General features: G+C 68.6%; 24 protein-coding genes and 1 riboswitch. Of the genes, 15 read left to right on the forward strand and 9 right to left on the reverse strand.

Going from position 1 to position 23,241, the window contains the following annotated elements:
- Nucleotides 1-35 precede the first annotated feature (35 nt).
- Entirely contained in the window at nt 36-884 is an 849-nt protein-coding gene (locus D3654_RS02765) for a PHP domain-containing protein (protein ID WP_120520007.1), read from the forward strand.
- Nucleotides 885-1,042: 158 nt separating this feature from the next.
- Nucleotides 1,043-1,405, forward strand: coding sequence for a hypothetical protein (locus tag D3654_RS02770; RefSeq protein WP_120520008.1), 363 nt, complete (start codon nt 1,043-1,045; stop codon nt 1,403-1,405).
- 17 nt (nt 1,406-1,422) lie between these two features.
- Here the strand turns inward: D3654_RS02770 and D3654_RS02775 are convergent, their stop codons facing one another.
- The 3 genes from D3654_RS02775 to D3654_RS02785 all read right to left on the reverse strand — a co-directional run bounded on the left by D3654_RS02775 (nt 1,423) and on the right by D3654_RS02785 (nt 5,780).
- Nucleotides 1,423-2,343, reverse strand: a complete 921-nt coding sequence (locus D3654_RS02775; protein ID WP_120520009.1) for a DNA-methyltransferase — start codon at nt 2,341-2,343, stop codon at nt 1,423-1,425.
- 8 nt (nt 2,344-2,351) lie between these two features.
- Entirely contained in the window at nt 2,352-4,022 is a 1,671-nt protein-coding gene (locus D3654_RS02780; RefSeq protein ID WP_120520010.1) for a DEAD/DEAH box helicase, read from the reverse strand.
- A 267-nt stretch (nt 4,023-4,289) separates the two neighbouring features.
- On the reverse strand, nt 4,290-5,780 hold the full coding sequence (locus D3654_RS02785) for an RNB domain-containing ribonuclease (protein ID WP_120520011.1): 1,491 nt from the start codon (nt 5,778-5,780) through the stop codon (nt 4,290-4,292).
- Between the two features lie 196 nt (nt 5,781-5,976).
- On the opposite strand from D3654_RS02785, the gene D3654_RS02790 reads away from it, so the two are divergent.
- Nucleotides 5,977-6,492, forward strand: coding sequence for a DUF805 domain-containing protein (locus D3654_RS02790; RefSeq protein ID WP_120520012.1), 516 nt, complete (start codon nt 5,977-5,979; stop codon nt 6,490-6,492).
- A 110-nt stretch (nt 6,493-6,602) separates the two neighbouring features.
- Here D3654_RS02790 and thiE read toward each other — a convergent pair whose 3' ends face one another.
- Nucleotides 6,603-7,280 (reverse strand): thiamine phosphate synthase, encoded by a 678-nt coding sequence (gene thiE, locus D3654_RS02795; protein ID WP_120520013.1) that lies wholly within the window; start codon nt 7,278-7,280, stop codon nt 6,603-6,605.
- A 27-nt stretch (nt 7,281-7,307) separates the two neighbouring features.
- A riboswitch (TPP riboswitch) is annotated at nt 7,308-7,427 on the forward strand.
- Here thiE and thiO point away from each other — a divergent pair.
- From thiO to D3654_RS02815, 4 genes are all read left to right on the forward strand, one after another.
- Nucleotides 7,418-8,713: a glycine oxidase ThiO gene (gene thiO / locus D3654_RS02800; RefSeq protein WP_120520014.1), complete on the forward strand. Its 1,296-nt coding sequence runs from the start codon at nt 7,418-7,420 to the stop codon at nt 8,711-8,713. Its footprint overlaps the riboswitch before it by 10 nt.
- Entirely contained in the window at nt 8,710-8,946 is a 237-nt protein-coding gene (thiS, locus tag D3654_RS02805) for a sulfur carrier protein ThiS (protein ID WP_115787935.1), read from the forward strand. Before thiO ends, thiS begins: the two co-directional genes overlap by 4 nt.
- A gap of 3 nt (nt 8,947-8,949) precedes the next feature.
- Nucleotides 8,950-9,747, forward strand: coding sequence for a thiazole synthase (locus D3654_RS02810; protein WP_120520015.1), 798 nt, complete (start codon nt 8,950-8,952; stop codon nt 9,745-9,747).
- 36 nt (nt 9,748-9,783) lie between these two features.
- On the forward strand, nt 9,784-10,122 hold the full coding sequence (locus tag D3654_RS02815) for a 4a-hydroxytetrahydrobiopterin dehydratase (protein WP_120520016.1): 339 nt from the start codon (nt 9,784-9,786) through the stop codon (nt 10,120-10,122).
- Between the two features lie 102 nt (nt 10,123-10,224).
- Here D3654_RS02815 and D3654_RS02820 read toward each other — a convergent pair whose 3' ends face one another.
- From D3654_RS02820 to D3654_RS02830, 3 genes are read right to left on the reverse strand one after another with little or no spacing between them, the layout of a single operon-like run.
- Nucleotides 10,225-10,527 carry a hypothetical protein gene (locus D3654_RS02820; RefSeq protein ID WP_120520017.1) on the reverse strand — a complete coding sequence of 101 codons (303 nt, stop codon included), beginning with the start codon at nt 10,525-10,527 and terminating at the stop codon, nt 10,225-10,227.
- 33 nt (nt 10,528-10,560) lie between these two features.
- A complete protein-coding gene (locus D3654_RS02825) occupies nt 10,561-10,785 on the reverse strand; it encodes a DUF3107 domain-containing protein (protein WP_120520018.1) in 225 nt (74 codons plus the stop codon).
- Between the two features lie 51 nt (nt 10,786-10,836).
- The gene (locus D3654_RS02830; RefSeq protein WP_425359386.1) at nt 10,837-11,493 is read right to left on the reverse strand and encodes a TetR/AcrR family transcriptional regulator; all 657 of its coding nucleotides are present in this window, start codon (nt 11,491-11,493) and stop codon (nt 10,837-10,839) included.
- A gap of 85 nt (nt 11,494-11,578) precedes the next feature.
- Here D3654_RS02830 and moeB point away from each other — a divergent pair, with 85 nt between their 5' ends.
- Nucleotides 11,579-12,778, forward strand: a complete 1,200-nt coding sequence (gene moeB / locus D3654_RS02835; protein ID WP_120520019.1) for a molybdopterin-synthase adenylyltransferase MoeB — start codon at nt 11,579-11,581, stop codon at nt 12,776-12,778.
- A gap of 53 nt (nt 12,779-12,831) precedes the next feature.
- Here moeB and D3654_RS02840 read toward each other — a convergent pair whose 3' ends face one another.
- Together D3654_RS02840 and D3654_RS02845 are read right to left on the reverse strand one after the other, a co-directional pair.
- On the reverse strand, nt 12,832-13,983 hold the full coding sequence (locus tag D3654_RS02840) for a GGDEF domain-containing protein (protein ID WP_120520020.1): 1,152 nt from the start codon (nt 13,981-13,983) through the stop codon (nt 12,832-12,834).
- 144 nt (nt 13,984-14,127) lie between these two features.
- Nucleotides 14,128-15,474, reverse strand: a complete 1,347-nt coding sequence (locus D3654_RS02845) for a glutamyl-tRNA reductase (RefSeq protein WP_120520021.1) — start codon at nt 15,472-15,474, stop codon at nt 14,128-14,130.
- Nucleotides 15,475-15,622: 148 nt separating this feature from the next.
- Here D3654_RS02845 and hemE point away from each other — a divergent pair, with 148 nt between their 5' ends.
- From hemE to hemB, 7 genes are all read left to right on the forward strand, one after another.
- Nucleotides 15,623-16,756 (forward strand): uroporphyrinogen decarboxylase, encoded by a 1,134-nt coding sequence (gene hemE, locus D3654_RS02850; protein WP_120520087.1) that lies wholly within the window; start codon nt 15,623-15,625, stop codon nt 16,754-16,756.
- 27 nt (nt 16,757-16,783) lie between these two features.
- On the forward strand, nt 16,784-18,262 hold the full coding sequence (gene hemG, locus D3654_RS02855) for a protoporphyrinogen oxidase (protein ID WP_120520088.1): 1,479 nt from the start codon (nt 16,784-16,786) through the stop codon (nt 18,260-18,262).
- Nucleotides 18,263-18,342: 80 nt separating this feature from the next.
- Nucleotides 18,343-19,044 (forward strand): hydrogen peroxide-dependent heme synthase, encoded by a 702-nt coding sequence (gene hemQ, locus D3654_RS02860; protein WP_120520022.1) that lies wholly within the window; start codon nt 18,343-18,345, stop codon nt 19,042-19,044.
- The gene (locus D3654_RS02865) at nt 19,041-20,261 is read left to right on the forward strand and encodes a ferrochelatase (RefSeq protein WP_120520023.1); all 1,221 of its coding nucleotides are present in this window, start codon (nt 19,041-19,043) and stop codon (nt 20,259-20,261) included. Before hemQ ends, D3654_RS02865 begins: the two co-directional genes overlap by 4 nt.
- Nucleotides 20,258-21,241: a hydroxymethylbilane synthase gene (gene hemC / locus D3654_RS02870; RefSeq protein WP_120520024.1), complete on the forward strand. Its 984-nt coding sequence runs from the start codon at nt 20,258-20,260 to the stop codon at nt 21,239-21,241. Before D3654_RS02865 ends, hemC begins: the two co-directional genes overlap by 4 nt.
- Nucleotides 21,242-21,299: 58 nt before the next feature.
- A complete protein-coding gene (locus D3654_RS02875) occupies nt 21,300-22,151 on the forward strand; it encodes a uroporphyrinogen-III synthase (protein WP_120520025.1) in 852 nt (283 codons plus the stop codon).
- A complete protein-coding gene (gene hemB / locus D3654_RS02880) occupies nt 22,148-23,128 on the forward strand; it encodes a porphobilinogen synthase (RefSeq protein ID WP_120520026.1) in 981 nt (326 codons plus the stop codon). The genes D3654_RS02875 and hemB overlap by 4 nt, the downstream gene beginning before the upstream one ends.
- Nucleotides 23,129-23,241: the final 113 nt, after the last annotated feature.

Raw genomic sequence — 23,241 nt, forward strand, 5'->3', positions numbered from 1 at the left:
GAGGTTTGGGAGGCGGTGGGGATTAGGCTGGGAAAGTGAAGATCGACCTGCACGCCCACTCCAACGTTTCTGACGGAACAGAGCCGCCGGGCGAACTGATCCGCTCCGCCGCAGCGGCCGGACTGGACGTGGTGGCCCTGACCGATCACGACTCCACCGACGGCTGGGCGCAGGCCTCCGTGGCAGCCGTGGAGCACGGCGTGGCGCTGGTGCCCGGCATGGAGATTTCCTGCCGCACGGCAGAAGGGATCAGCGTGCACCTGCTGAGCTACCTCCACGACCCCGCGCACCCGGGCTTGCTGGAGGAGATCAGCAAATCCAAGGACGCGCGCCTGACCCGCGCCCAGCGCATGGTTAGCCTGCTGGCGGAGGACTACCCGCTCAGCTGGGACGACGTCATCCACCATGTGGCGCCGGGTGCGACCGTGGGCCGGCCGCACATCGCCGACGCGCTGGTGGCGGCGGGCGCCGTCGCCGACCGCACGGAGGCCTTCACCGCCATCCTGAGCTCCCGTTCGCGCTACTTCGTGCAACATTACGCGCCGGAGCCGGCGTTCGCCGTCGAACTTGTCCGCGCCGCAGGTGGCGTGCCGGTGTTCGCCCACCCGGTGGCGTCCGCGCGCGGCCGGGTGGTGGGCGAACGCACCTATCGGGACATGGTCGACGCCGGCCTGCTGGGACTGGAGGTCGAGCACCGGGACAATCCGGAAGAGGGCAGGGTGTTCCTGCGCCGCTTCGCCGCGGAGAACGGGCTGTTCATGACCGGCTCCTCCGACTACCACGGCAAGGGCAAGGTGAACCTGCTGGGGGAGAACGTCACCAGCCCCGAGGTGCTGGCACGGATCGAGGAACTGGGCACGGGCTGCCGCGTCGTCCGGCCCTGACGAAGGACCAAGCCCCGGCCCCGGTAATGCGGCCCTGACAATGCCTTGACTTGGGGTCGGAGCTGAGTAGTGTTTCCCGTGCTGGGGAGCGGCTGGACGCCGCGCCATTCAAGGTCTCATCGCACATAGTCACACCCGCACTTGTCGATGGAGAAACCATGTTCAGGAAATCCCTGGCCGCAGCTGTTCTTGCCGTGGCCTTTATGTTTGTCCCCGTGGCGGCCAACGCCTTGGACTGTAACAACGTCAGCCGGCCGGCGTACACGGGCACCGAATGGGTGTTCATCCCGGATATCAGCAGCAACGTCCACTTCAACGGAAACTGGGCCTTCGTCGAGGCCTGGGGAGCCTGGGTCTTCCTGCCTCCGGGCACTGTTCCCGGCGTGCCGGGCAGCGGCGGAAACTACCAGAACGGTGAAGGCTTCGCGCTGCTGGTGAACGCGCTCTGTGATTCGGCCGGTGCCGGTTTTGACAACCGCCAAACCGAGCACGGCATCCAGCTGATGCACGGCTGCGGCTAAGCGCACCACGTTCGGGGTCAGCCCGCGGATTCCGCCAAGCCTGCGGATTCGTCCGCGGGCTCTTCCGCGATTGGAAGGAGTTCGACGAACTCGGCCTTGCCGTCGAGCCGCTTGCGCATGATGTCGATCGCGGGGGCGTTCTGGTCCACGCAGACGAACCTGCGGCCAAGCTTCCCCGCGACCGCGCCCAGCGTGCCGGAGCCCGCGAAGAAGTCCAGGCACCAGTCCCCGGGCCGGCTTGAGGCCGAGACGATCCTGCGCACCAGCCCCTCGGGCTTCTGCGTCGGATAGCCGGTCTTCTCCCTGCCCGTGGGCGAGACGATGGTGTGCCACCAGACGTCGGTGGGCAGCTTGCCCTTCTTCCGCTTCGCCTCGGTGACCAGGCCGGGGGCCATGTAGGGCTCCCGGTCCACTTCGTCGTTGTCGAAGTGGTACTTCGCCGGGTTCTTCACGTAGACGAGGATGTTGTCGTGCTTCGTGGGCCAGCGGTTCCTCGCCCGCGCGCCGTAGTCGTAGGCCCAGATGATCTCGTTGAGGAAGCATTCCCGGCCGAAAATCGCGTCGAGCATCACCTTGGCGTAATGCACCTCGCGGTAGTCCAGGTGCAGGTACAGGGTGCCGTCGTCGGACAGCAGGCGCCAGGCTTCCAGCAAGCGGGGTTCCAGGAAGGACCAGTAGTCGCTGAAGGCGTCGTCGTAGCTGTGCAGGGCGCCCTTGATGGTGTCGTAGGAGCGGCCCTTGAAACCGAGCCGGTCGCCTTCGCCGTCGGCGTTGCGGACCATCCGGGTCTCCTGGCGGCGCTGCACCCTGCCCGTGTTGAAGGGCGGGTCGACGTAGATCAGTGTGAAGGCGCCGTCCGGCAGCGTGGGGAGGTATGCGGCGTTGTCCGCATGCACCACCAGGTTGCTGCCGTCCGGCGCCCAAACAGTGTCAGTCATTGAGGTTTTTATGCCTCGGCGTTCTCAGCCGCGGAAGAGACAACCTCGCCGTTGCGGCGGCGGGTGCGGGTACGGCGGGTGCGTGCCGGCTTCTCGACGGCGGCCTCGCCGCCTTCGGAGGCAGCTGCGGAACGGGCTGCGCCTTCCGCCGGTGCCGCCTCGCCTTCGCTGCGGCGCCGACGGGTGCGGGTGCGGCCACCCTCGCCGGCGGACTTGCCCTCGCCCGAGGCGGAGGTGCCGGAACCGCCCTGGCGGCGACCGCCGTCGCGCCGTCCGCCGCGGCCGCCGGAACGGGAGTTCTTCTTGCCGGTCTCGCCGAGGTCCTCCAGGACTTCGGCGTCGACGCCGGCGAGCACGCGCTTGTCACGCGGCAGGCGGCCCTTGGTGCCCTCCGGGATATCCAGGTCCGTGTACAGGTGCGCCGAGGAGGAGTAGGTTTCCACCGGCTCGGGCACGTTCAGGCCCAGGGCCTTGTTGATGAGGGCCCACCGGGGCACGTCGTCCCAGTCGACGAAAGTAACGGCGGTGCCCTTGTTGCCGGCACGGCCGGTGCGGCCCACACGGTGCAGGTAGATCTTCTCGTCTTCCACGCACTGGTAGTTGATGACGTGGGTGACGTCCTCGACGTCGATGCCGCGGGCGGCGACGTCGGTGGCCACGAGCACGTCCACCTTGTTGTTGCGGAAGGCGCGCAGGGCCTGTTCGCGGGCGCCCTGGCCGAGGTCGCCGTGGATGGCGGCGGCCGCGAAGCCGCGGTCCACGAGCTCTTCGGCCACCTTCGCGGCGGTGCGCTTGGTCTTGGTGAAGATGACCGTGCGGCCGCGGCCGCGGGCCTGCAGGATGCGGGAGACCACCTCGGTCTTGTCCATGCTGTGCGCGCGGTAGATGAGTTGGCGGATGTCCCGCTTGGTGAGGCCCTCGTCGTTAGGATCGGCGGCGCGGATGTGGGTGGGCTGCGTCATGTAGCGGCGGGCCATCGCGATGACCGGGCCGGGCATGGTGGCGGAGAACAGCAGGGTCTGGCGCACCGCCGGGGTGCCGGCGATCAGGGTCTCGACGTCGGGCAGGAAGCCGAGGTCCAGCATTTCGTCGGCCTCGTCGAGTACCACGATCCGGACGTTCTTCAGGCTCAGGTGCCGCTGCTTGTAAAGGTCGATCAGGCGGCCCGGGGTGCCGACGACGAGCTCGACGCCCTTCTGCAGGGCCTCGATCTGTGGTTCGTAGGCACGGCCGCCGTAAATGGTGGCGATGCGGGCGTTGCGCTTGCGCGAGGCGGTCTGGAGGTCGTTGGCCACCTGCACTGCGAGCTCGCGGGTGGGGACGATCACCAGGGCCTGCGGGGCGCCCGGGACCGGAAGCTTGTCGTAGCCGGGGTCGTCCTGGCCGATCACGCGCTGCAGGGCAGGAATGCCGAAGCCGAGGGTCTTACCCGTACCGGTCTTGGCCTGGCCGATGATGTCGTGGCCGCCCAGGGCCACCGGGAGGGTCATGGCCTGGATGGGGAAGGGGTGGGTGATGCCGGCGTCGGCCAGCGATTCCACGATGTCGGCACGGACGTTGAAGTCGGCGAAGGACTTTTCTTCGATCTCGTGGGGCGTTTCGTCCGAGGTGATGGTTTCCTCGGGCTCGATCGATTCGACGCCGTCACTCAGGACTTCATGGGTGTGCAATTCACTCACAGGGGAGTTTCCTTATTCATTTGGGCTGCGCTGCATGCTCAACGGTTCCGGCGGAGCCGTTCCGGAGCACGGACGGGCGCAAGCAGGTCCAGTGGAAGCCGATCGCGGGCTATCTGAATACTGGCACTGGTGACCAGCGGGCAAATCTCAAGATCGCGTAGGTGCGGGCTTGTTGAGTCAAAAAGGAAATGAATCAACGACCGGGCATCCATTACTACGGGTCAAGTGTAACGGTTCCTCGGGTTTGCCCGCTTGACGACGCCGGGGTCAGCCGATCAGTTCGAGGGAAATCTGCCTCGTGTGGATATCGGCGCCCAGGAGCCGCACGCGGACTTTCGTGCCGGACTCCATCTCGCCCTCACAGCGTGCGGTGACCGCAGGTTCGGCGATCTGTACGACGCCGGACGGGCGGCCGTTGCCGTTCCCGTTGCCGTTCCCGCCGTTCGGCTTGGTCCCGTTCGGTTTTGATCCGGAAATGACGACGGCGTCGAACTCCTCGCCCACATGGCTCACCAGCAGTGCGGCCTCCACGGTGTCCAGGGCCAGGCGCTCGAGCCTGCCGGCCAGCTGGTCCGATGCCGCCATAATCGCCGGCAAGGCCGGCAGCGCTTCACGGGCCCAGGCCGGGATGGAGTTGCCGTTGCTCAGGGCCTCACAGATGACCAGGACGAAGCGGTCGACGAGGCGCCGCAGGGGTGCGGTGGCGTGGGCGTAGGGAGCGCCGATGGCGGACTGCAGCACATCGTCGGGGACATCGCCGTCGAACGGGGTGTACCCGGCGCCGCGGAACAGCAGGCCCGCCGAATGCAGGATGGCCAACTGCTTCGGGTCGGTGGGGTCCAGGGTCCGGAGGTATTCGCCGTAGCTGATGCCGCCGTCGCCGTTGTTCCATGGCTTGCCGAGTGCCGACGTCTGGCGCTTGAAATGCAGCAGCGAGCGTTCGTCCGGCGACGGCATCGTGCGCAGGATGCCGACTTTGCCGTCCAGCATCAGTTCCGCGGCCGCCATCCCGGTCATGAGGGAAATCTGGGCGTTCCAGTCCTCCACGGGCAGCGACGGAGCGGCGACGATCCGGTAGCCGCCCGTCGGCAAGGGTGCGATCTCCTGCTCGGGCATGTTCAGGCTGGCACCACCGCGGCGGCGTTCCAGGTCGACCCGCTTCAGGCCCACTTCCTTGAGCAACTGCAGAACAGGGGCGGCTGCGCCGGCGTCGATCTCGGCCTGGACATCGCGGTAGTTGAGTTTGGCCCGGCTGCGGACGCTGGCCCGCCGGACCAGCGCCGACTGGACCTCCGCCGCGGCATCCAGCGTGAACTCCCAGACGAACGCGCCGCAGCGCTGCCCGGCCAGCAGGCTGCCGGCGTGTTCGCTGATGACCTCGGGGTGCAGCGGGATCCGGCCGTCCGGCGCGTAGAAGGTCTGCCCCCGGTGGCGCGTCTCGTCATCCAGGGCGCCGCCGGGGGACACGAAGGAAGGTACGTCGGTGATGGCGTAGAAGACCTTGTATCCGGTACCGGCTCGTTCGATGTGCAATGCCTGGTCCAGGTCCGTGGAGCTGGCCGGGTCGATGGTCACAAAGGGAACGTGCTCAAGGTCGAGCGGAGGCAGCGTGTGCGAAGCCACGGCTTCCTTGGCCTCGGCGAGTGCGCCCTGCGGGTAGTCCCCGGGCAGTTCGAGTTCCGTCCTCAGGGCAGCGAGTGCCTCCGCCAGCTGGTTCGACGTCTGGCTGACATTCGGGGTTATCCGATGATGGGGCACAAGAGTCAGGGTAATCGATCCGGATTAGGCTGAAAACGACAGCCGGCCGGGCCCCACTACGCAGTATTGCCTTTCGCGTCACTTGGTAACGAAGACGGTTTCCTCGTGGTGCCCGTGCGTCTAGTGTTGCGGGTGGGGGATAAGAAAGCATTTCCCTCGCCATTTATCGCATCCATTATCCGAGGGAGATCCTTCAATGAGTTACGAGAACACGGCGGGCCAGCCTTACGGGGGCGCGGCACCAGCCCAATACCCGGCTCCGCTGGCATTTGCCCCGCGCGCACAGGTCGGTTTCGTCGAGGCCATCAAGCAGTACTACCGCCGCTATGCCGAATTCAGCGGCCGTTCCAACCGCAGCGAGTACTGGTGGGTCGCGCTCTACCAGGCCATCGTCAGCTTTGTGCTGTGGATTCCGTATTCCGTTGTGCTGGGCGGCTACACCGCTTCAGTTGCCGCTGCCACCACCGTGGCTGAGCAACAAGCGGCAGCCCAGGCCTTTCCGGCCGCAGCGTTGCTCTTCGGCGCGCTGGGCGGCATCTGGGCCCTGGCCCACCTGGTGCCGAACCTCGCCGTGACCGTGCGGCGCCTGCACGACACCGGGCGCAGCGGCTGGTTCATCCTGCTGGGCCTGATCCCGTTCGCCGGCGGAATCATCCTGCTGGTCCTGACGGTCATCGAGTCCAAGCCGGAAGGCGCCCGCTACGGCGCCTGAATTCTTCGGCTGAAACAACCGACGGCGGTCGTCGCCCAGGTGCCCAAGGCACCCGGGGCGGCGGCCGCCGTCGTCATTGAACCGATTGTGACCGAGCCCCGGGACGACGCTTACGGCAAGGCCGCCAGCAGCGACTGGGCGGCCGCCGTCGGGTCGCTTGCTTCGGTGATCGCCCGCACCACCACGATGCGGCTGGCGCCGGCCTGCACCACTTCGTCCACATTGCCGTGATCGATGCCGCCGATGGCGAACCACGGCAGGTTCACGCCGCCCACCCGTTCCTCGTCCGCAGCACGCACCGCGCTTGCAGCGTACATGACCAGGTCGAGGCCGACGGCGTCCCGGCCGGGCTTGGTGGGCGTGGCCCAGACCGGCCCCACACAGAAGTAGTCCAGGCCGCTGCGGCCCGGAGACGCGGCGATTGCGGCGTCAACCTGCTCGGGCGTATGCGTCGACAGGCCGATCACGGTGGGGTCGTGCAGCAGCCTCCGCGCCGAGTGAAGCGGCAGGTCCTTCTGTCCGATGTGGAACACGGGAGCCCCGGACAGGGACGCGATGTCCGCCCGGTCGTTGACGGCCCACAGGCGGCCGTGGCGGTGGGCAACCGCGTGCAGCACCTCCAGCAGTTCCAGTTCCTCGGCCGCTTCGATCGTCTTGTCGCGGAGCTGGATGATGTCCACGCCGCCCTCGAACGCAGCGTCGACGAATTGCTCGAAATCGCCTTGCTGCTTCCGGGCGTCGGTGCACAGGTAGAGACGGGCAGTGGTGTGCAGAACGTGCTGGGTCATGGAAACCAGAGTAGTTCCCCTAAACTGGGCTGGTACTGCGGGAGCCGCGACCGGTCGTAATAAGACCGTCCGGCTGAGAGGGCTTCAGCGCCGACCGCTTGACCTGATCCGGTTAATGCCGGCGTAGGGAAGGACCTATGGAGACACTTCAACCGGCGCCCCGGAATCCCGCCGTCACCGCCGACGTCGCCGTCATCGGCGCCGGCATCATCGGACTCGGCATCGCCCATGAGGCCCGCCGCTCGGGACGCTCCGTGGTGGTCATCGACCCCGCGCCCGCCAGCGGCGCCACCTACGCCGCCGCCGGCATGCTGGCCCCGGTGAGCGAACTGCACTACCAGGAGGAAGACCTCCTCGAACTGATGCTCGCCTCCTCGCAGCTGTGGCCCGGCTTCGTTGACGGCGTGCAGTCCGCGGGGCGTGGCACCGGATACCGCACGACGCCGACCCTCGCCGTGGGCGCCGACGCCGCCGACCGCAGGGCCTTCGGCGACCTCCGGGACGTGCAGCTGCGCCTGGGCCTCGAGATCCAGGCGCTGCCGCTGCGCGAAGCCCGCGACCGCGAACCCCTGCTCAGCCCGCAGATTTCCTGCGCCTTCGACATCCCCGGCGACCACCAGGTGGATCCGCGCAGGCTGGCCGCCGCCATTCTGGAAAGCCTTGGCCGGCACTCAGAAAGGGACCGCAGCTGGGTCACTGGGGCCGAAGACGGCTTCCTGATGAACTCCTCGGCGTCAGGCCTCCTGTGGGAGGACGGCGCCGTGGCCGGGGTGGCCGTCGCTGACGGCACCAGGGTCCTCGCGGCCGAAACCGTAGTGGCCAACGGCCTGGCCGCCGCCGGGCTCGAAGGCCTGCCGGAGGAACTCGCGCTACCCCTGCGGCCGGTGTACGGCGACATCCTGCGCCTCGGCGTGCCACGGCACCTGCAGCCGTTGCTGACGGCCACGGTCCGCGGCCTGGTCCGCGGCGTGCCCGTGTACATCGTGCCCCGGGAGGACGGCACCGTGGTGATCGGGGCTAGCCAGCGCGAAGACGGGCCAAGCTCTGCCAGCGCCGTCTCGGCCGGCGGCGTCTACCAACTGCTCCGCGACGCCCAGGTGCTGCTGCCCGCCGTCGCGGAACTGGAACTGCTCGAATGCACGGCCCGCGCCCGCCCAGGCACCCCGGACAACGCGCCCCTCCTCGGCCGGGTACGCGCAGGCGACTCGGGCACGGGCCCCGACGGCGGTGACGTGCCCGGACTGATCGTCGCCACCGGCTTCTTCCGGCACGGCGTCCTGCTCACCCCCGCGGCCGCCTCGATCACCGTTGGCCTCATGGAGGGCCGGCACGACGAACGCTGGACCAGGTTCCGGCCCGACCGCTTCCCGAACCCCCACCGCAGCGCACCAGCAACCATCAGCGCACCAGCAACCATCAAGGATCACGCATGAACATCAAACTCAACGGGGACCACCGATCAATCGGCGATGGCGCCTCGGTCACCACCCTCGTCACCGAATTGACCGGCCGCGGCCTGGACGCCAGCGGGCAGGCGACGGACGGACGCAAGATCGGCGTCGCCGTCGCCCGTAACGCCGAAGTGGTGCCGCGCAGCCAGTGGGCTGCCACGGCGCTCGCAGAAGGCGACGAACTCGAAATCGTCACCGCGGTACAGGGAGGCTGAACCATGACCACCACAAGCATCCAGACCCAGAACGATCCCCTGGTGATCGACGGCGTCGGGTTCGGCTCCCGGCTCATCATGGGCACCGGCGGGGCACCGAGCCTGGACGGCTTGGGAGCCGCCCTGATCGCCTCGGGCACCGAACTGACCACCGTGGCCATGCGGCGGTACTCGCCAGCGGAAACCGGGTCGCTGTTCCAGCTGCTCCTGGACAACGGCATCCGCGTGCTGCCCAACACGGCCGGCTGTTTCACCGCCAAGGACGCCGTGCTGACCGCCGAACTGGCCCGTGAAGCCCTCGAAACCAACTGGGTGAAGCTGGAAGTCATCGCCGACGAACACACTCTGCTTCCCGACGCCGTCGAACTGGTCGACGCCACCGAACAACTGGTGAACCGCGGCTTCAAGGTCTTTGCCTACACGAACGACGACCCCGTGCTGGCCCTGCGCCTGGAAAACCTCGGCGCCACCGCCGTCATGCCGCTCGGCGCGCCGATCGGCACCGGCCTGGGCATCCTGAACCCGCACAACATCGAGCTCATCGTTTCCCGCGCCTCAGTGCCCGTGGTGCTCGACGCCGGAATCGGCACGGCCTCCGACGCCGCCCTGGCCATGGAGCTCGGCTGCGATGCCGTGCTGCTGGCTACCGCGGTCACCCGGGCCCAGAATCCGGTGCAGATGGGGGAGGCCTTCAAACACGCGGTGGTGGCCGGTAGGCTGGCCAAGCAGGCCGGCCGGATCCCGCGCCGCGAGCATGCTTTGGCGTCCTCGGCAATGGAAGGCCGCGCCGAGTTCCTCTGACGGGTTCTGCACGTAACGGGTTCTGCAAGGAGTGCCATGGGCGAAGCGAAGGACATCCTCAGGCAGTCGGACATCGATGAAGCCCTGCCCGGCCTACCGGACTGGGAGTACCGCTCGGGCGGGCTCGTCACGGTCTACAAATTGCCCACGTCTGCGGCCGCGCTGGAGCTGATTGCCGCCGTCGGACGGATTGCAGAGGAACTGAACCACCACCCGGACCTGGACTGGCGCTACAACCGGGTGTTCCTGCTCTTCACCTCGCACGATGCCGGCTCCCGGCTCACTGCGCGCGATGTCCTGGCCGCGCGGCGCTGCAGCGAAGCCGCCGCGGCGGCCGGGGCCACGGCGCAGCCGGAGCGCTTCCCGGCCGGCTGAGCCGCACGCCGGGCCCTGAACGCAGTGTGGCCACCAACCTTCCGGTTGGTGGCCACACTCGTTTTTTTGCCTTAGAGCCTTGTGCCTTAGAGACTTGTGCCTTTAGAGACGCAGGGCGGCTGTCAGCTTCGCAGTGTCCCGGGCGGTGCGGATCCGCCCCAGGTAGACGACGACGGCGATCGCGGCCGCCGCTCCCAGCACCATAGGCAGCACCCAGGGGATCCAAGTCAGCCCGGGCTGGTAACCGAAGCCGAGCCAGATGAAAATGGTCCAGCTCAGCATGCCGACGGCCAGCGCCACGCCCGCGGGGAGCGCAATGCCGTACTTGCCGTGGCGTTTGTCGTTCGCCCAGACGATCAGGCCCGCGGCAACAGTGACCAAGGCAACGATGACAAGTGAAAGCATGTTTACTCCCGGCTGGCTGGTTCGCGGAAAGGTCTAGAGGGCCCCGAAGCCCACGCGGCGCACTTCCTCGGCGCCGATCTCCACGTAGCCCAGGACGCTGCCGGGAACGATGACCTGGCGGCCCTTTTCATCGCTCAGGCGCAGGTCGCTGCCCTTGGAAATGGCTTCGCTGACGATCTTCGCGACGGCCTCGGCATCGAGCGCAGATTCCAGCACAATCTCACGGCCAACGTTCTGAATGCCGATCTTTACTTCCACAGCAAGGCCTCCCAGCCGGTAAATGGGTTTACTCAGTTCTCTATTTCTAGCCTAGGACTCTTTGGGGAAGCGACTGATTCCGCGCCAAGCTAAACGGTAGATCAACTCGCTGGCCACATCGAGGTCCAGCCCGCCGTCGGTCTCCAGCCAGTACCGGGCGCTGACCTGGGCCATTCCGGCCAGGCCGCGGCCCAGCAGCTGGGCCTCCATGGGCGGCAGCTTGGTGTCTTCGGCAATGACCTTCGCGACGGCGTCGGCGAAGGTGCGGTTGAACGTCTCCAAGCGGGAGCTGACATCGGGGTCGTTGATGAGGTCGGATTCGAACACCAGCCGGTGGGCCTGGTCGTCGGCGGCGATGAACTGGTAATAGGCGCGCATCACGGCCTGCACGCGCTGCTTGTTGTCCGTGGTGGAGTTCAGGGCACCGAGCATCAGCTCCGTGAGCGTGGCCAGGTGGCTGTCCAGCAGGGCCATGTAGAGCTCGCGCTTGGACGGGAAATGCTGGTAGAGGACCGGTTTGCTGACCCGGGCAGTCTCGGCTATTTCGTCCATGGCTGCGCCGTGGAAGCCGTTGGCCACGAACACTTCAAGGGCGGCATTGAGCAGCTGCGCGCGGCGTTCGTCCCGTGGAAGCCTGGCGGAACGCGTCGCCCCGCTCCGCTCCTGCTTGCCGGGTACCGCCTGCTGTGTGCGTGCGCTTTCAGCCACTTGTCTGCCGCCTTTCCTTTGCAGTTATGACCACTTTACGTCCCGGTAATATGACCTGTCGGTAGTGGCGGGCATACATTGAAGTATGGCCACTGCATTTGCTGCCCCCACCACGTCCGCCCCGCTGCCTCCCCTGGTGGAAGCCGCCGCGGAACTGAGCACCGAAGAAGTAGAGCGCTACTCGCGCCATCTCATTATTCCGGAGATCGGTGCGGTGGGTCAGCGCCGCCTCAAGAACGCAAAAGTGCTGGTCATCGGCGCAGGCGGCCTCGGTTCGCCGGCCCTGCTCTACCTGGCCGCCGCCGGGGTGGGCACCATCGGCATCATCGACGACGATGACGTGGACCTGAGCAACCTCCAGCGCCAGATCATCCACGGCGTGTCCGACGTCGGCCGCCCCAAGATCGAGTCAGCCCGGGACGCCATCCGGGAACTGAACCCGCTGGTCACCGTGCAGCTCCACAACGAGCGCCTGGATGCCACGAACGCCCTGGAGCTCTTCGCCGGCTACGACCTCATCCTCGACGGCGCCGACAACTTCGCCACCCGCTACCTCGTCAACGACGCCGCCGAAATCCTCGGCAAGCCCTACGTGTGGGGCTCCATCTTCCGTTTCGACGGGCAGGTCAGCGTCTTCTGGGCCAAGCACGGCCCCAGCTACCGGGACCTGTACCCGGAGGCCCCTCCGGCCGGTTCTGTCCCCTCCTGCGGCGAGGGAGGCGTCTTCGGCATGCTGTGCGCCGCCGTCGGTTCCCTGATGGTGACGGAGGCAATCAAGCTCATCACCGGCGTCGGACGCTCCCTGCTGGGCCGGGTGGCGCTTTTCGACGCGCTCGGCGGCAGCTGGCGCGAGATCAAGGTGGCCAAGGACCCCGAGGCTGAGCCGGTCACCGAACTCACCGACTACGAGGCCTTCTGCGGCATCACCCCCGCGGCGGACGCCGGCAGCGTGCCCACCGTGACCGCCACCGAGCTCGCCGGCATGCTGGAAGCCCGCGGGGCGGGGGAGCGGGACTTCGAACTGGTGGACGTGCGGGAGAGCGGCGAGCACGACATCGTGAACATCGACGGCGCAGTACTGATCCCGCAGGGCCGGATCCTCGCCGGGGAAGCCTGGGCCGAGCTGCCGCAGGACAAGGACATCGTGTTCCACTGCAAGAGCGGGGCACGGTCCGCTGCGGTGATGGCTGCCGCGCGCAAGGCCGGGTATACCCGGATCAAGCATCTCGACGGCGGCATCCTGGCCTGGGTGCACGAAGTGGAACCGCACAAGGCGGTGTACTGAGCCCAGGCCGGGTTTCCCGGCCCGCTTTCGACTACGTTCTGGCGCTTCCGGGCCTAGCGCTTCCGGGCGCCGGGCAGCGAGGTGACAATCCGGTTCCGGCCCAGGTTCTTGGCCTCGTAGAGGGCCCTGTCCGCGTCGCCGATCATCGCGGTGAGATCGCCGGTGAGGGTGGTGGCGATGCCGTAGCTCACGGTGGGGAAGCGCACACCCTTCGGGGCCTCCGCTGCCGTCAGGTTCCGGTTGATGGTCTCGGCGATGACACGCCCGCTTTCGTGGCCGGCGCCCGGGAGCAGGATGATGAATTCCTCCCCGCCGTATCTGCCGGCCAGGTCCGTGTGCCGGATCGAGGCAAGGCACGCGTCCGCGAAGGCCCGGATCGCGGCATCGCCCACGGCGTGGCCGTGAGCGTCGTTGATCGCCTTGAAGTTGTCCAGGTCGGCCAGGATCACGGTTGAGAGCGAGCCCGCGGCGTGGAGCCGCCGGACCTCCTGTGACGCCTGTTCCATGAAGGTGGTGCGGTTGAGCATGCCGGTCAGTCCGTCGCGGCTGGCGCGTTCGTTGAGCCGGTTGATGAGTTGTTCGTTGCTAAGCGCCGTCATGCTGAAAGACACGGTCACCAGCATCACGATGGTGATCATGCTCGTGAACGCCGAGCTGAAATAGGTGGTGAATGCGGGGCCTTCCGGCCCTTCCAGGACGTAGACGCAGGCCCGGACAAGGTAATACCCGGCAAGGATTCCCGCGGCCACGGCCAGTTCCCTGTGCGTCTGGTAGTCCGTGGGCCGCAGCAGCGCCAGTTCCCGGGTCGCAAGGCCCATGCCCGCCGCCATCATCGCCAGGTACACCAGGCCACCGGACCAGGCATTGGCGGCCGGGTTCTCCAGCGCGGACGCGACGGCGGTGATGACGGGGCCGGCGAGGAGCAGCCACCACGGCGTGGGACGCATCCGCAGGGAACGCGATCCGGCCCAGACGCTGAACGCGCCGGCCACGAGCAGTGCGTTCCCGAGCGGGTTTGCCCAGACCTGCTGGGACGTCCCGGTCAGCAAGTACGCGATGTTCCCGGCCATCAGCAAGCCCAGGGCGAGGCACCACCAGCCGCTGTACGGTGAATTGGTGCGGAGGTACGAGCGATAGAACAGGAAGCTCAACGTCAATGCGACGATCCCGAGCGTGATCTTCAGACTGGAAACATCGAGCACCATTGACGCTCCTCCCAGCCTCCGTCAGCGCAAGCGCCCTCGGGACAGTGCTTCACTCCAAGGGAGTCCCATCATAAGACGCTGATCCCGCCGGCGGGCACGCCCGCGCCGTAACAAACGGGCCAGCTGTTACTCAGGAGGTGGGGTTCAGGCGCTCTCGGCGCGGGGGAGCGTGGCGCTGCGGGCCTCGGCGGACTGGTGGTCCACCGGGCACTCAGCCTGGCGGGCCGGCGCGGCGGGCTGTTCGACCTGGATGCCGTACAGGGCTTCGAGGGCCGACACGTAATCGTCCTGCTGGCCGTTGGCGGCAAGTTCCCGCGCCCTGACCGTGGGGATGTGGAGCAGCTGCTTGACCATGCGGCGCAGCGCGAACTCCACCTCTTCGGCGGCGGCCGTGCAGCCGTGGCGGGCCCGGACCTTTTCCATCTCGGAGTCCAGGACGTTCATAGTGTGGCGGCGCAGTGCCACGATCGCGGCGTCGACCGAGCGGGCTTCGCGATCCTGCTCGAAAGCGGCCGCGGCCCCGGACACGATGGTGCTGGCCTGCGCGAGCGACTCGGCCTGCTCCTGCGGTGCGGCGAGACGGACGGATTCGAGCGTGAGCAGCTCCACGCCGTCGAGTTCGCCGACCGCGGGGTCGAAGTCGTGGGTCAGCGCGAGGTCGATCGCGATCAGGGTGTCAGTGGATGACTCGCGGATGCGCGCCAGCTCGGCGGCCTCCACGCGGTTGTCCGAACCGCTGCAGCCGATCATCACATCGGCTTCGGCGACGGCGGCCGGCAGCTTGTCGGCGTCGAGCGCGGTACCGCCGCGGGTGGCCACGAAGGTTTCGGCGCGGCCGGAGGAAGAGTAGACGGAGATGTCCTTGCATCCGCGTTCACGCAGCAGCGACATGGTGGCGCCGGCGTAGGCGCCCGTACCAAAGACGACCACCTTCTTGTTGCTCCAGCTGCTGTCGTCCGAAAGATCGGTGGCAAGGTCCAGCGCGACGGACACGATCGACAGGCCCCGCGAGCCGAGGGCGGTCTGTGCCCCGACGTCCTTCGCGGTCTTCGACGCGGCCTGGAACAGGCGGACGAGGCCAGGGCTGGCGGTGCCTTCGTGCTGGGCGGTGATGAGGGCGCGGCGGACCTGACCGGCGATTTCGCGTTCGCCCACGACGGCGGAATCCAGGCCGGCGCTGACGGCGAAGAGGTGCCGGCTGACGTCCGGGCCGCTGTTGGTGCTGAAAGCCTTCGAGACGAGCTGCTCGTTGAGGCCGCTCAGCCCGCTGATCTTGCCGACCAGCGCGGAACGGGCCGCCTCGAGGTCCTCGGCGTGCGCGGTCTCGCCGTAGATTTCGTAGCGGTTGCAGGTGGCGAGGACAACGGCACCGGAGACAAGGCCGGTCTCGGCCAGGGCGGCGGAGGCCAGCACGGAGGAACCGTTGCTCAACTGAGCAACGGTCTCTAGGTCGATGTCGGCATGGGTTGCCACCAGTGAAAAAAGAACCACAGCAGAGACATCATAGCTTTTTCGGTGCCCCGTAGAACAACGGACACGGGATGGTTCCGGCCACTGTTCGTAATGATCTGCACCACACGAGGGGACGGCGACAGGCTGTCGTTATCTTTTGCCCCCGGTTTTCGGCACAATCGAAGGCATGACTTCCAGCTCTGCCCTGCCGGGTTCCGCGCAGCCTGCCCCTTCCACCACCGGGGACGCCGTGGCCCCCGGGCTCGACGCCGGCCACCCCCTGATGGATGGCCGCACCGCTGATTCGCCGCTCATCCAGGCGTACCGCGGCGGCAAGCCGAGCCGGCGTCCGGTGTGGTTCATGCGCCAGGCCGGCCGCTCCCTTCCGGAGTACCTCAAGGTGCGCCAGGGCGTGGCCATGCTGGACTCCTGCCTGCGCCCCGAACTCGCCGCCGAGATCACCCTGCAGCCGGTCCGCCGCCACGACGTCGACGCCGGGATCTTCTTCTCCGACATCGTCATCCCGCTCAAGCTGGCCGGCGTGGGCGTGGACATCGTGCCCGGCGTGGGCCCGGTGCTGGACCAGCCCGTCCGCACCGCCACGGACGTCGCCGCCCTGCCGCAGCTGAGCTGGGAAGCCCTGGAGCCCATCCGGGAAGCCGTGCGTCTTACCGTGGCCGAACTCGGCAGCACCCCGCTGATCGGCTTCGCCGGCGCCCCGTTCACCCTGGCCGCCTACATGGTGGAAGGCAAGCCTTCCCGCGACCACCTCGGCCCCCGCACCATGATGCACGCCGACTCGGAGACCTGGACCGCCCTGGCCAACTGGGCCGCCGACGCTTCCGGCATGTTCCTGCGCGCGCAGCTGGAAGCCGGGGCCTCCGCAGGGCAGCTTTTCGACTCCTGGGCAGGTTCGCTGGGCCTGGCAGACTACAGCAACTACGTGGCACCCGCTTCGGCCCGCGCCCTGGACCACGTCCGCCACCTGGGTGCCCCGTTGGTGCATTTCGGCACCGGAACCTCGGAGCTGCTCGTGGCCATGCGCGATGTCGGCGTCGACGTGGTGGGCGTGGACTACCGCCTGCCCCTGGACGAAGCCAACCGGCGCCTCGGCTGCACCGTCCCGCTGCAGGGCAACATCGACCCCGCGCTGCTCTCGGCGCCCTGGGACATCCTCGAAGCCCACGTCCGTTCGGTCATCGCCGCCGGCGCCGGGGCTCCGGGCCATGTGCTCAACCTCGGCCACGGCGTGCCGCCCGAAACCGACCCCACCGTGCTGACCCGCGTGGTGGAACTCATCCACTCGATCCCGGCGGAGTAGCCCGTGCGCGGCCGGTCGGCGGCACCGGTGACCCCTGAGGCCAAGGCGACGGCCGTCGTCGTTGGCGGCGGCATCTCCGGCCTGCTCGCGGCCCGCGGCCTCGCAGCGGCGGGGCTGGCCGTCACCGTCCTGGAAGCCCGTGATGAATGGGGCGGCTGCGTCGGCCGGCACGAACTCGGCGGGCTGGGCCTGGACAGTGGAGCGGAGTCGTTTGCCACCCGCTCCACGGCGGTGGCCGACCTGGCCCGCGAGCTCGGGCTCGGGGGCAACATCGTGGCCCCGCAGCCGGGCGGCGCCTGGGTCCAGCTGCCGGACGGCCCGCAGGAACTTCCCAAGACCGGGGTCCTCGGCATCCCCGCCAATCCCTGGGACCCGGAGGTCCGGCGTTCCCTGGGACTGGCAGGCGCCCTCCGCGCTTCGGTTGACCGCTGGCTGCCTGCCTCCTGGGGCGCCGGCGGCGACGTCACCAGTGTCGCCTCCCTCGTCCGGGCCCGGATGGGCCGCCGCGTCCTGGACCGCCTGGTTTCTCCTGTGGTGGGCGGCGTGCATTCGGCGGACCCGGAACTGCTCGACGTCGACATGGTCGCCCCCGGCCTTCGCGCGGCCATGCGCTCCGCCGGTTCCCTCGCGGCCGCCGTAGCGCAGCAGCGCCGGGTGGTCGGCGCACCCGACCCCGCCGGGACCAAGAAGGCGGGCTCCGCCGTCGCCGGACTCGTCGGCGGCATGAATACGCTCGTCTCAGCCCTGGTGTCCGATCTGCGTTCCCGCGGCGTCACCCTGCTGGCCGGAACGCGCGCGGACGCCGTATCGCGGGAGGGCAACGGCTGGCAGGTGCGCGCCGCCAGCCGTGCGGACACGCGGGAGTACGACGCTGGCCTGCTCGTCGTCGCGCTCGACGGCCCTGCCGCCGTCGGGCTGCTGGAGTCCGCCCTCCCGGACCTCGCGGCACTCCGCCCCGCTGCCGGGCCGCTGGTCAGCCTGGTCAGCCTGGTGGTCGACAAGCCCGAACTCGATTCCCGGCCGCGCGGCACCGGGATCCTGGTGGCACCGCAGGCGCCGGGAATCCAGGCCAAGGCACTCACCCACGCCACGGCGAAATGGGACTGGCTCGCAGAGGAGGCCGGCCCCGGCACCCACGTGCTCAGGCTGTCCTACGGGCGGGCGCACGATGGAACGGCCGCGGCGTCCACCGATGATCCCGCGGCCCTGGATGACGCGGCGCTCTTCGCTGCCGCGCTTCGCGATGCGTCCACCTTGCTCGGCGTGCCGCTCGGCACGGACGACGTGCTGGACTGGGACGTGGTCCGCTGGGCCGGCGCCCTGCCGTTTGCCGCCGTCGGGCACAAACAGCGCGTGGCTGAAGTGCGGAAAACGGCAGGCCAGGCCGGAGGCCTGATCCTGGTGGGCGGCTGGCTCGCCGGCAACGGACTCGCCGCGGTTGTCGCCGATACCGCGCGCCAACTCGAGGCCGTCGTTCCCGGTGCCCTGACGACCGAAAAGCCCTGAAATTGTGAGATGACGCACTTCTACGTCTTGTAGAAGTGTTCGGTTTCCACTTAGTGCCCTGCAGGGGGCAAACTTGAACCATGAGCCACACTTCTGCCGAATCTGTCACTAAAACTGCTGAGAACGAAGAACAGTTCTTCACCTTGTGGACTGTTTTCAAGCGTTCGGCAGACCTCCAGCGCAGCGCCGACGCTGTTGCCGAGTTCGAGAAACTGACCGCCAAGCTCGCCGAGGACGGCGTCGTCCTGCGCGGCAGCTACGACGTTTCCGCCATGCGCGCCGACGCCGACGTGATGGTGTGGCTCCACGGCGCCAAGCCCGAAGCCCTGCAGTCGGCTGTCCGGGACATCCGCCGCAGCGCCCTCTTCGAAGGCACCGACATCGTCTGGTCCGCCATGGGCGTGCACCGCGAAGCCGAATTCGCCAAGAGCCACACCCCGGCCTTCTCCCGCGGCGTCGAGCCCAGCACCTGGCTCTGCGTCTACCCCTTCGTCCGCTCCTACGAGTGGTACCTGCTCCCCGCCGACGAGCGCGGCAAGATGCTGCGCGACCATGGACTGCTGGGCCGCGACTTCCCGCAGGTCATCTCCAATACCGTCTCCTCCTTCGCCCTCGGCGACTGGGAATGGATCCTCGGCCTGGAAGCTCCGGAGCTGGTGGACCTGGTGGACCTCATGCGCCACCTGCGCGCCACCGACGCCCGCAACCACGTGCGCGAAGAGATCCCCTTCTACACGGGCCGTCGCATCAGCGCCGCAGAGATCGCCGAGGTCCTCTCGTGAGCCTGGACGTTTCCACGGAACTGAACGACATCACCGAACGCGGGCGCCTGGAGCCGCTGCAGTACGACGCCGTGCTGCTGGCCTCCTTCGGCGGGCCCGAGGGCCAGGAAGACGTCATTCCCTTCCTGCGCAATGTGACCCGCGGCCGCGGCATCCCGGACGAGCGCCTCGAAGAGGTCTCGCACCACTACCGGGCCTTCGGCGGAATCAGCCCGATCAACCAGCAGAACCGCGAGCTGAAGGCCGCCATCGAAGCCGAGCTGGCCGCCCGCGGCATCGAGCTGCCCGTGCTGTGGGGCAACCGCAACTGGGACCCGTACATCGCGCCCGTGCTGCAGGACGCCTACGACGCCGGCCACCGCCGACTGCTGATGCTCACCACCAGCATCTACTCCTGCTACTCCAGCTGCCGCCAGTACCGCGAGGACATCGGCATCGCGCTCACCGAGACCGGCCTGGACGGCAAGCTGCAGGTGGACAAGATCCGCCAGTACTTCGACCACCCCGGCGTCGTGCAGCCGTTCCTCGAAGGGACCGCGGCAGGCCTTGAGGAAATCCGCGGCAAGCTCGCGGCTGCCGGCGAAACTGACCCGGACTCGAAAATCCGCGTGCTCTTCGCAACACACTCCATCCCCACCCGCGATGCCGAGGCCGCCGGCAAGTCCGAGGACGAGCCGCGCGACTTCGCCGAGGGCTCGGCCTACGCCGCGCAGCACCTCGCCAATGCCAAGGCCATCATGGACACCGTGGCCCCTGACGTGGCCTGGGACCTCGTGTACCAGTCCCGCTCCGGCGCCCCGCACATCCCGTGGCTGGAGCCGGACATCAACGACCACCTCGAAGCGATCGCCCCCGAAGGCGTGCGCGGCGTGGTCATCGTGCCGCTCGGCTTCGTCAGCGACCACATGGAAGTCGCCTGGGACCTGGACACCGAAGCCCTCGAAACCTGCGCGAACCTGGGCATGGAAGCCACCCGCGTTCCCACCCCCGGCACCCACGCGGCGTTCGTGGCCGGCCTGGTGGACCTGATCTGCGAACGCAGCGTGAACAACACCATCGCCGACCGCCCGCACGTGACGGACCTGGGCCCCTGGTACGACGTGTGCCGCCCGAACTGCTGCGAGAACTTCCGCGGCGCCAAGCCGGTCATCGCGGAGCTCGGCTCCACCATCGGCACCGGGCACGACGCCTACCCCGCCCCGGAGGCCGCCAAGTGACCGTCCGGATCGGCACCCGGGCCAGCAAGCTCGCGCTGACCCAGACCCAGCAGACGGCGGACCGCCTGGCCGCCGTCGGAGGCTTCGACGTCGAACTGGTGCACATCACCACCGAAGGCGACGTCAAGACCGGCTCGCTGTCCCAAATGGGCGGCACCGGCGTGTTCGTCGCGGCCCTGCGCGAAGCGCTGCTGGACCAGCGGTGCGACGTCGCCGTGCACTCGCTCAAGGACCTGCCGACCGGCGCCGAACCCGGCCTTACCATCGCGGCCACCCCCACGCGCGTTGACGTGCGCGACGTGCTGTGCGCCCGCGACGGACTCACCCTGGCCGGGCTCCCCGCCGGCGCCAAGGTCGGCACCGGGTCCCCGCGCCGTGCCGCCCAGCTCCGGGCGCTGCGCCAGGACATTGAGGTCATCGACATCCGCGGCAACGTGGACACCCGCCTGGGCCGCGTCCCCGGCTTGCCCGGCAATTCCACCGACGCCGTGGTGCCCGGCAAGAGCTGCGACCTGGACGCGGTGGTGCTCGCCGCCGCCGGCCTGGAGCGCATGGGCCGCCTGGACACGGTCAGTGAGTTCTTCGAGAGCGACGCCATGCTTCCGGCCCCGGGACAGGGTTCCCTCGCGATCGAATGCCGCACTGCCGACGCCGCGGCCGGCGGCTCGCAGGAAGCACTCGCCCAGGCCCTGGCGGCGCTTGACGACGAGGACACCCGCCTCGCCGTGACCGCTGAGCGTGCGGTCCTGGCCCGCCTCGAAGCCGGCTGCGCCGCCCCGGTGGGCGCCTTCGCCTACCGCAAGGGCAGCATGCTGTACCTCGAAGCGGTGGTCTGCTCGGTCGACGGCGGCAAGACCGTCCGCGAAAAGAAGGCCACCGACGGCCTGAACGAAGTGGGCGCCACCCTGTTGGGCATCGAAGTGGCTGAACTGCTGCTCGCGGCCGGCGCTGCGGAGATCACCGACCTTGCCGCTTCCTGAGTCCGTGGACGGGGCCGCGGCCGGGGCTTCCGCAAATGGTGCGGCTTCCGCTAATGGTGTGCTGCACGGCCGGAAGGTCCTCATCACGAGGAGCCCCGACCGTGCAGGCTCCTTGGCCCAGGCGCTGTCCGACGCCGGAGCCGAGCCGCTGCTGCTGCCGCTGATCGATTTCGAACGCGCGGCCGACCAGCACGCCCTGGGGGAGGCCCTGGATGCCCTGGCCGGCGGCCGCTACGACTGGCTGGTGGTCAGCAGCATCACCACGGTCCGCGCCCTGAAGGCCAAGGCCGCGGAGCGCGGAGCGGAGCTGTCCGCGCTCCTGCCGCCCGGCGTGCGGGTGGCGACGATCGGTCCGTCCTCGCGCCGGATCCTGGAAGCCGAAGGCATCCGGGTGGACCTGGCGCCGGAAGGCAGCCAATCCGCCGCTGGCCTCCTCGAGGTCTGGCCGGAAGGCCCCCGCCGCGTCCTGCTTCCGCAGGCGGACATCGCCGACACGCTGCTCTCCGGCGGCCTGGCTGCCAAGGGTGCTGAGGTCGACGTCGTGACCGCCTACCGCACCGTCGACTTTCCGGCCCGCCCGGAAGAACGCCTCGACACGGAGCTCGCCAAGGCCGCCGCCTGGTCCGCGACCCGCGAGGACGAGCTGCCCCTGCTGGAGCCCGTACACGCCCGCGGACTGATCGACGACGGCGCCCTGGCCGCCGTCGTCGCCGCCTCACCCAGCGCCGCCCGGCGGATCGCCGCAACCCTGCTGCCCCTGCGGGACTGCCGGTTCATCGCGATCGGACGCTCGACGGCGGCCGAGGCCGAAGCGCTGGGCATTGGCGTTGCCGCTACGGCCAAGGAACCCACTCCGGACGGCATCGTCGCCGCCCTCACCGAACTGTTCGCTACCGAAGGGCTGACATGAGCTTCCCCAACCACCGCCCCCGGCGCCTCCGCACCACCCCGGCCATGCGCCGCCTGACGGCCGAACACCGACTGGCCCCCGCGGAACTGATCCTGCCGGCCTTCATCCGTGAAGGCCTCAGCGAGCCCGCGCCGATCGGCTCGATGCCCGGCGTCGTGCAGCACACCACCGAATCGCTCAAGCGGGCGGCAGCGGAGGCCGTGGAACTGGGCGTCGGCGGCATCATGCTGTTCGGCGTTCCCGCCGAGCGCGACGCCAACGGCTCCGCCTCGCTGGATCCCGAGGGCGTGCTGAACAAGGCCATCCGCGACGTGCGCGCCGAAGTGGGCGACGAACTCGTGGTCATGAGCGACGTGTGCCTGGACGAGTTCACCGACCACGGCCACTGCGGCGTGCTGAACGCCAACGGCTACGTGGACAACGACGCCACCTTGGAAATCTACGGGCAGATGGCCGTGGCCCAGGCCGATGCCGGAGCGCACGTGCTGGGTCCCTCCGGCATGATGGACGGCCAGATCGCCGTTATCCGGCAGGCCCTCGAGGAAGCCGGACACAAGAACACCGCCGTCCTGGCCTACGCCGCCAAGTACGCCTCGGCGTTCTACGGCCCCTTCCGGGAAGCCGTGGACTCCCAGCTCACGGGTGACCGCCGGACCTACCAGATGGACGCCGCCAACCGGCGCGAGGCCATCATCGAGGTGGAGCTGGACCTCGAAGAAGGCGCGGACATGGTCATGGTCAAGCCGGCCATGAGCTACCTGGACATCCTGGCCGACGTCGCCGCCATGAGCCCTGTGCCAGTGGCCGCGTACCAGATCTCCGGCGAGTACGCGATGATCGAAGCCGCTGCCGCCAACGGCTGGATCGACCGCCGCGGGGCCATCACCGAATCCGTGCTCGGCATCAAGCGCGCCGGGGCCAACATGGTCCTGACCTACTGGGCCTCCGAGCTCGCGGGCTGGCTCCGGGAGAAATGACCCGCTCGGCCGGGAATGATTCCGGGAGCCACGCGGTTTGTATGCGTATGCATGAAAATAGCGAAGTTTCCGGAACCGGTCCGTCCCCTGTACCCGTCTTTGACCCAACCGCC

Source organism: Arthrobacter celericrescens, assembly GCF_003614925.1.
Taxonomy (GTDB): Bacteria; Actinomycetota; Actinomycetes; order Actinomycetales; family Micrococcaceae; genus Arthrobacter; species Arthrobacter celericrescens.